The sequence below is a fragment of the Streptomyces ossamyceticus genome (assembly GCF_001418475.1).
GTDB lineage: Bacteria > Actinomycetota > Actinomycetes > Streptomycetales > Streptomycetaceae > Streptomyces > Streptomyces ossamyceticus.
Window position 1 is genome coordinate 1 of the sequence record NZ_LIQX01000068.1, and the last position, 7,144, is coordinate 7,144.

5 protein-coding genes and 1 pseudogene are annotated in these 7,144 nt (G+C 73.0%); 4 read left to right on the plus strand and 2 right to left on the minus strand.

Features of this window, described 5'->3' with window-relative positions; genetic code table 11:
• The first annotated feature begins 40 nt into the window (after positions 1 to 40).
• A complete protein-coding gene (locus AOK15_RS06465) occupies positions 41 to 976 on the plus strand; it encodes an EamA family transporter (protein ID WP_055513700.1) in 936 nt (311 codons plus the stop codon).
• Between the two features lie 108 nt (positions 977 to 1,084).
• On the opposite strand, the gene pepN is transcribed toward AOK15_RS06465, so the two are convergent.
• Positions 1,085 to 3,667, minus strand: a complete 2,583-nt coding sequence (pepN, locus tag AOK15_RS06470) for an aminopeptidase N (protein ID WP_055513703.1) — start codon at positions 3,665 to 3,667, stop codon at positions 1,085 to 1,087.
• A gap of 136 nt (positions 3,668 to 3,803) precedes the next feature.
• Between pepN and AOK15_RS06475 the strand changes: the two genes are divergently transcribed.
• Positions 3,804 to 4,283, plus strand: a complete 480-nt coding sequence (locus tag AOK15_RS06475) for a DUF1203 domain-containing protein (RefSeq protein ID WP_055513705.1) — start codon at positions 3,804 to 3,806, stop codon at positions 4,281 to 4,283.
• Between the two features lie 180 nt (positions 4,284 to 4,463).
• Here AOK15_RS06475 and AOK15_RS06480 read toward each other — a convergent pair whose 3' ends face one another.
• Positions 4,464 to 5,480, minus strand: a complete 1,017-nt coding sequence (locus AOK15_RS06480) for an aspartate-semialdehyde dehydrogenase (protein ID WP_055513707.1) — start codon at positions 5,478 to 5,480, stop codon at positions 4,464 to 4,466.
• 466 nt (positions 5,481 to 5,946) lie between these two features.
• Between AOK15_RS06480 and AOK15_RS06485 the strand changes: the two genes are divergently transcribed.
• Positions 5,947 to 6,465: an RNA polymerase sigma factor gene (locus AOK15_RS06485; protein ID WP_055513709.1), complete on the plus strand. Its 519-nt coding sequence runs from the start codon at positions 5,947 to 5,949 to the stop codon at positions 6,463 to 6,465.
• Position 6,466: 1 nt separating this feature from the next.
• Positions 6,467 to 7,144: pseudogene (locus AOK15_RS06490) on the plus strand (hypothetical protein); the annotation flags it as partial.

Consider the following 7,144-nt stretch of genomic DNA (forward strand, 5'->3'; position numbering starts at 1 on the left):
CCCCATCGCCCCACCCCGCCGAGCGCGAAGGGCGCCTCCCATGACCGCGAACCGTCTCCCCCTCATAGCCCTGACCGCCCTCGCGCCCATCTCCTGGGGCACGACCTACGCCGTGACCACCGAGTTCCTGCCGGCCGACCGGCCCCTGTTCACCGGGCTGATGCGGGCGCTCCCCGCCGGGCTGCTGCTCCTGGCGCTCTCCCGGACGCTGCCGCGCGGCGCCTGGTGGGGGAAGGCGGCGGTGCTGGGCGCCCTGAACATCGGCGCCTTCTTCCCGCTGCTGTTCCTCTCGGCGTACCGCCTGCCCGGTGGGATGGCGGCGGTCGTCGGCTCGGTGGGGCCCCTGTTCGTCGCGGGGCTCGCGGCCCTGCTGCTGGGGGAGCGGCCGACCGTACGGACCCTGCTCACCGGGATCGCCGCGGCGCTCGGCGTCAGCCTGGTCGTGCTGAAGGCGGCCGGGGCGCTCGACACGCTCGGTGTGCTCGCGGCGCTCGGCTCGACCGCCTCCATGTCGACCGGTGTGGTCCTCACCAAGCGGTGGGGCCGCCCCGAGGGCGTGGGCCCGCTCGCGCTCACCGGCTGGCAGCTGACCGCCGGCGGCCTGCTCATCGCGCCGATCGCCCTCCTCGTGGAGGGCGCGCCGCCCGCGCTGGACAGCCGCGCGATCGGCGGCTACCTCTACCTCGCCCTCGCCAACACCGCCGTCTCCTACTGGCTCTGGTTCCGCGGCATCGGCCGCCTCTCCGCCACCCAGGTCACCTTCCTCGGTCCCCTCTCCCCGCTGACCGCCGCCGTCATCGGCTGGGCCGCCCTGGGCCAGGCGCTCACGCCCCTCCAGCTCCTCGGAATGGCCATCGCGTTCGCCGCGACCGTGTTCGGCCAGCTCCAGCCGCGCGGCGCCCGGCGACCGGAGAAGGCGGCCGAGCCCGGCGACCAGCCGGCCCTGCTGGTCCGGGACACCACCCGAACGGCCTGAGGCGGGACCGACGCACGACAGGGGCGCCCGGTGGAGACCACCGGGCGCCCCTGCTTGTCGTACGACCGGCCGCTCGTCGCGCGGCCGGGGAGCGCGTCCCGCGCCGTACTACTCCGCCGAGGCCGCCGCCGCGTCCGCGGCCTGGGCCTTCAGGGCCCGCTCGACACCCGAGCGGGACTCGGAGACCAGACGGCGCAGGGCCGCGTTGGGCTCGGCCGAGGTGAGCCACGCGTCCGTCCTGCGGAGCGTCTCCTCGGAGACCTGGACCGTCGGGTAGAGGCCGATGGCGACCTGCTGGGCGATCTCGTGGGAACGGGACTCCCAGATGTCCTTCACGACCTCGAAGTACTTGTCCGTGTACGCGGCGAGCAGCTCGCGCTGGTCCGTCTGGACGAAGCCGCCGATGACCGCCTCCTGGAGGGCGTTCGGAAGCTTGTCCGACTCGATGACCTGGGACCAGGCCTCGGCCTTGGCCTCCGGGGTCGGGCGGGAGGCGCGGGCCGTGGTGGCGTGACGCTCACCGGCCGCCGTCTTGTCGCGCTCGTACTCCCCGGCGATCTCCGCCTCGTCGTAGCGGCCCACCGCCGCGAGCCGCTGGACGAACGACCAGCGCAGCTCCGTGTCGACGGCCAGCCCCTCGATCGTCTGCGTCCCCTCCAGCAGCGCCTCCAGCAGGTCCAGCTGCTCGGGGGTGCGGGCGGTCGCGGCGAACGCGCGGGCCCAGGCGAGCTGGTGGTCGGAGGCCGGCTCCGCGGCCCGCAGGTGGGCGAGGGTCGCGTCCGTCCAGCGGGTCAGCAGCGCCTCACGGCCGGCCGGGTCCGCGTACAGGTCGATCGCCAGCTTCACCTGGCGGTGCAGCGACTGGACGACACCGATGTCCGACTCCTTGCCGATGCCGGACAGCACGAGGGAGAGGTAGTCGCGGGCGGCGAGTTCGGCGTCGCGGGTCATGTCCCAGGCCGAGGCCCAGCACAGGGCACGGGGGAGGGAGGCCGCGAAGTCGCCGAGGTGCTCGGTGACGAAGGCGAGGGACTGCTCGTCCAGACGCACCTTGGCGTACGACAGGTCGTCGTCGTTGAGGAGGACGACCGCCGGACGGCGCTTGCCCACCAGCTGCGGCACGGCGGTCAGCTCGCCGTCCACGTCCAGCTCGACGCGCTCGTCGCGGACCAGCTTGCCGCTGTCCTCGTCACGCTCGTACAGGCCGACCGCGATGCGGTGCGGGCGCAGCGTCGGCTCGCCCTTCGCGCCGACGGGCAGCGCGGGCGCCTCCTGGCGGATCGCGAAGGAGGTGATGACACCGTGCTCGTCGGTCTCGATCTCCGGGCGCAGGACGTTGATGCCCGCGGTCTCCAGCCACTGCTTCGACCAGGTCTTCAGATCGCGGCCGGAGGTCTCCTCCAGCGCGCCGAGGAGGTCCGACAGACGCGTGTTGCCGTACGCGTGGCGCTTGAAGTACGCCTGCACGCCACGGAAGAACTCGTCCTCGCCGACGTACGCGACGAGCTGCTTCAGCACGGACGCGCCCTTGGCGTACGTGATGCCGTCGAAGTTGACGAGGACGTCGTCCAGGTCACGGATCTCCGCCATGATCGGGTGCGTGGACGGCAGCTGGTCCTGCCGGTACGCCCACGTCTTCATGGAGTTGGCGAACGACGTCCACGCCTGCGGCCAACGCGACTCGGGGTGGGCCGCCTGGCAGGCGATCGACGTGTACGTGGCGAACGACTCGTTCAGCCACAGGTCGTTCCACCACTCCATCGTCACGAGGTCGCCGAACCACATGTGGGCCAGCTCGTGCAGGATCGTCTCGGCGCGCATCTCGTACGCCGCGTCCGTCACCTTCGACCGGAACACGTACTGGTCGCGGATGGTCACCGCGCCCGCGTTCTCCATCGCGCCCGCGTTGAACTCCGGTACGAACAGCTGGTCGTACTTCTCGAACGGGTACGCGTAGTCGAACTTCTCCTGGAACCACTCGAAGCCCTGCCGGGTCACGTCGAAGATGTGGTCGGAGTCGAGGTACTCGGCCAGCGACGGGCGGCAGTAGATGCCCAGCGGCACGCTCTGCCCGTCCTTCTCGTACACGCTGTGCACCGAGTGGTACGGGCCGACGATGAGTGCCGTGATGTACGTGGAGATCCGGGGCGTCGGCTCGAAGACCCAGACGTCGTCCTTGGGCTCCGGCGTCGGCGAGTTGGAGATGACGGTCCAGCCGGTCGGAGCCTTCACGGTGAACTGGAAGGTGGCCTTCAGGTCCGGCTGTTCGAAGCTCGCGAACACCCGGCGGGCGTCCGGGACCTCGAACTGGGTGTACAGGTACGCCTGGTCGTCGACCGGGTCGACGAACCGGTGCAGGCCCTCACCGGTGTTGGTGTACGCGCAGTCCGCCGCGACCCGCAGGACGTTGCGCCCCTCCAGCAGACGGGGCAGCGTGATCCGGGAGTCCGCGAAGACCTCCGCCGGGTCGAGCGCGTCGCCGTTCAGGGTCACCTCGTGGACCGCCGGGGCCACCAGGTCGATGAAGGTCTCCGTGCCGCCCCGGGCGACGTCGAAGCGCACCGTGGTCACGGACCGGTAGGTGCCGCCCTCCTGCGCGCCGGTGAGGTCGAGTTCGATCTCGTACGAGTCAACGCTGAGCAGCTCCGCCCGCTGCTGAGCCTCTTCGCGGGTCAGGTTTGTGCCAGGCACGCGGTCATCTCCTCGTTATGTGTGGGTTCGGTCATCCTTCCACGGCACGGGGAGTTGGGCGACGACCAGGTTGACCCGCACCACTACGTCCGGAAACCGCCGGTCGTCCGGCGCGGCGCACACCACGCTGAGGGGCATGACGACCCACACCGCGCGCCCCCTGGACGCCCTCACCCTGAAGCAACTGCGGACGGCGGACGACGCCGGCCGGCCCCCGACCGCCGTCACCGACACCGAGGGCGGCGCCCCGCTGCGCTGCTGTCTGCGGCACAGCCGACCGGGTGAGTCGACCGCCCTCGTGTCCTACGCGCTGCTGCGCCGCTGGGCGGCCGCCACCGGCGTCGACCCGGGCGCCTACGACGAGCGGGGCCCCGTCTTCATCCACGCCGGGGAGTGCCCCGGACCGGCCGACGACGACCGGCTTCCGTTCACGGACAGTCACCGCGTCCTGCGCCGCTACGCCGCCGACGGCCGCATCCTCGGCGGACGGCTCGTCGAGGAGCCCGACGACCACGGGAGGGCCCTCACCGAGGCCTTCGCGGACCCCGAGGTCGCCCTCGTCCACGTCCGGGCCGTCGAGTACGGCTGCTTCCTGTACGAGGTACGGCGACCCTGAGCGCGGGTGCCCTGCCGGGCCCCGCCCGTACCGGACCGGCCAGGAGTACGCGCACGCCGGGTCCGCTCGTGCCGGGCATGCCGACGGGGCGGTCCCTCCCTGTGGAGTGACCGCCCCGTCGGCGTCGAGGCATCTGCCGCCCGGCGGCGGGGCCGGACGGGTGGCGGGTGGCTGCCGGTGTCAGCCCTTCAGCTCCGCCGCCACCAGCTCGGCGATCTGGACGGCGTTCAGCGCGGCGCCCTTGCGCAGGTTGTCGTTGGAGACGAACAGGGCCAGGCCGTGGTCGACGGTCTCGTCGGCGCGGATGCGGCCGACGTAGGACGGGTCCTGGCCGGCGGCCTGGAGGGGGGTCGGGATGTCGGAGAGGGCGACACCCGGCGCGCCGGCGAGCAGCTCGGTCGCGCGCTCCACGGAGATCGGACGCGCGAAGCGGGCGTTGACCTGGAGGGAGTGCCCGGCGAACACCGGGACGCGGACGCAGGTGCCGGAGACCTTGAGGCCGGGGATCTCCAGGATCTTGCGGGACTCGTGGCGGAGCTTCTGCTCCTCGTCCGTCTCGTGCAGACCGTCGTCGACGATGGAACCCGCGAGCGGGAGCACGTTGAAGGCGATGGGCCGCTTGTAGACGCCGGGCTCGGGGAAGTCGACCGCCGCGCCGTCGTGGGTCAGCTTGTCCGCGTCGGCGACGACCTTCTGGACCTGGCCGTGCAGCTCGGCGACGCCCGCGAGACCGGAGCCGGACACCGCCTGGTAGGTGGCGACGACCAGCGCCTGAAGACCCGCCTCCTCGTGCAGCGGACGCAGCACCGGCATCGCGGCCATCGTCGTGCAGTTCGGGTTGGCGATGATGCCCTTGGGGCGGTCGGCGATCGCGTGCGGGTTCACCTCGGAGACCACCAGGGGCACCTCGGGGTCGCGGCGCCACGCGGAGGAGTTGTCGATCACGACGGCGCCCTGGGAGGCCACCTTCTCGGCCAGCGCGCGGGAGGTCGCGCCACCGGCGGAGAAGAGCACGATGTCGAGGCCGGAGTAGTCGGCGGTCGCCGCGTCCTCGACGGTCACGCCGTCGATGACCGAACCGGCCGAGCGGGCGGAGGCGAACAGACGCAGCTCGTCCGTCGGGAAGTTCCGCTCCTTGAGGATCCTGCGCATGACCGTGCCGACCTGACCGGTGGCTCCGACGATTCCGACCCTCACGGTGACTCCTTTTACGTGGCTTGTCTGTGTCTGCTGCATGACCGAGGCGTTTCCATCATGCGGTGAGTCCCGGTCCGCCTGTCCAATTCTTTGCCCGCGACGCTAGGGGAACGGTACGCGGGGGACGACGACACCACGCCCGGTTCTTTGGCTGCCGCCCCGTCTGAGCTGGAGATATTCGCCCCGCGGGGGCTCGGCGCCGCAAGCTGTGCTGCCTTCCCCCTGCCCGCCCGCACCGGGTGCACGCGAAGGTGTGACGTACGCCTCTGCGGGGCGGCCGGAAAGGCAGGGACGGGCCCGAACGTTTCGGCCCGGCCCGGCGTCGTAGGGGAAACGCGGGAGGGGAGGGGTGGCTGTGCTGCGCAGAAAGGCGCGCCGCGTCCAGGAGGTGGACGATCCGCTGCGGGTGCCCGGCGGCCCGTCGGCCCTGGGGGACGCGGGCGGCGGCGGTGAACCGCCGACCGCCGTGACGGGCCCGGCGGCAGCGGGCGACACGGGGGTGGATCCGCTGGACGCGGCCCAGGAGCGGCGGGTGCGGGCGGTGCTCGCGCTCGGCGGCGTCCCGCAGTCGGACCTGCCGGACGGGGTGCAGCAGGTACGGCTGCGGCTGCTGGAGCGGGCCGCGAGCGGCAGGGAGGCACCGCGGGACGTGTCCGCGTGGGCGGCGGTGGTCGCCTCCAACCTGGCGATGGACTGGCACCGCGCCAAGCGCCGCCAGGAGCGCCTCGGGGAGCGCCTGGCCTCGCTGCGCCAGCTGGAGCACCCCTCCGGGGAGGACTCCAGCGTGCTCTCGCTCGCCGTCACCCGCGGCCTGGACGAGCTGCCCGACGCCCAGCGTCAGGTCGTCGTCCTGCGTTTCTACGCCGACCTGCCGGTCCGGGACATAGCCGGCGAGCTCGGCATCCCCGAGGGCACGGTCAAGAGCAGGCTCCACTCAGCGGTCCGCGCCCTGCGCGCCCGCCTGCACGAGGACGAGGTGGTGTGACATGGCCGCCCGGGACAACAACCGGCACGACACCGAACCCGACGACATCGTGTTCGAGGCCACTTCCGCGACCGAGAGCGGCTCGGTCGAGGGTGACGCGGTCGTGGGTGACGCGGTCGAGGCGCCGTCGGCCGGGGCCGGCTCGGCGGAGGGTGGCTCGGCCGGGCCGCCTCCGGCCAGGAGCGCCGATGCCGAGGGAGCGGTGCGCGAGGAAGTGGTGCGTGAGGGAGCCGACTTCGAGGGCGCCGAGTTCGAGGAAACCGTGTTCGACGGTGCCGAGTACGGCGGTATGGACGCCTTGATGGCCGCGCTCCTCGACGAGCCGCTGCCGGAGGAGGCGCTTGCCGACGGCGAGTTCCTGGCCGCGCGGCGGGCGGCGGCCGCCGATGTGCTGCTGCTGCGGGAGCAGCTGGGGCTGATCGGCGACGCCCTGGCCGGGGCCGACGCCGGTGCGGGCGAGTCGGAGGCGGAAGCCGGCGCACCGCCGGGGCGACCCGTGGCCGCGCGGCCGGGGGACGCGGCCGGGGCCGAGACGGTCACCGGGCGCCGGCCCGCGCCCGAGACGGCCCCCGTCGCGCCGGTGAGGCCCCTGCCGACGTGGCCGGCCCGCCCCCGCAGGCACCGCCGGGCGCTGACCGTCGCCTTCGGCACACTCGCCGCGGCGGCCGCCGCCATGGTC

Coding starts and splice junctions, on each gene's coding strand:
- AOK15_RS06465 (WP_055513700.1), top strand. CDS start 41: ATGACCGCGAACCGTCTCCCCCTCATAGCCCTGACCGCCCTCGCGCCC.
- AOK15_RS06475 (WP_055513705.1), top strand. CDS start 3,804: ATGACGACCCACACCGCGCGCCCCCTGGACGCCCTCACCCTGAAGCAA.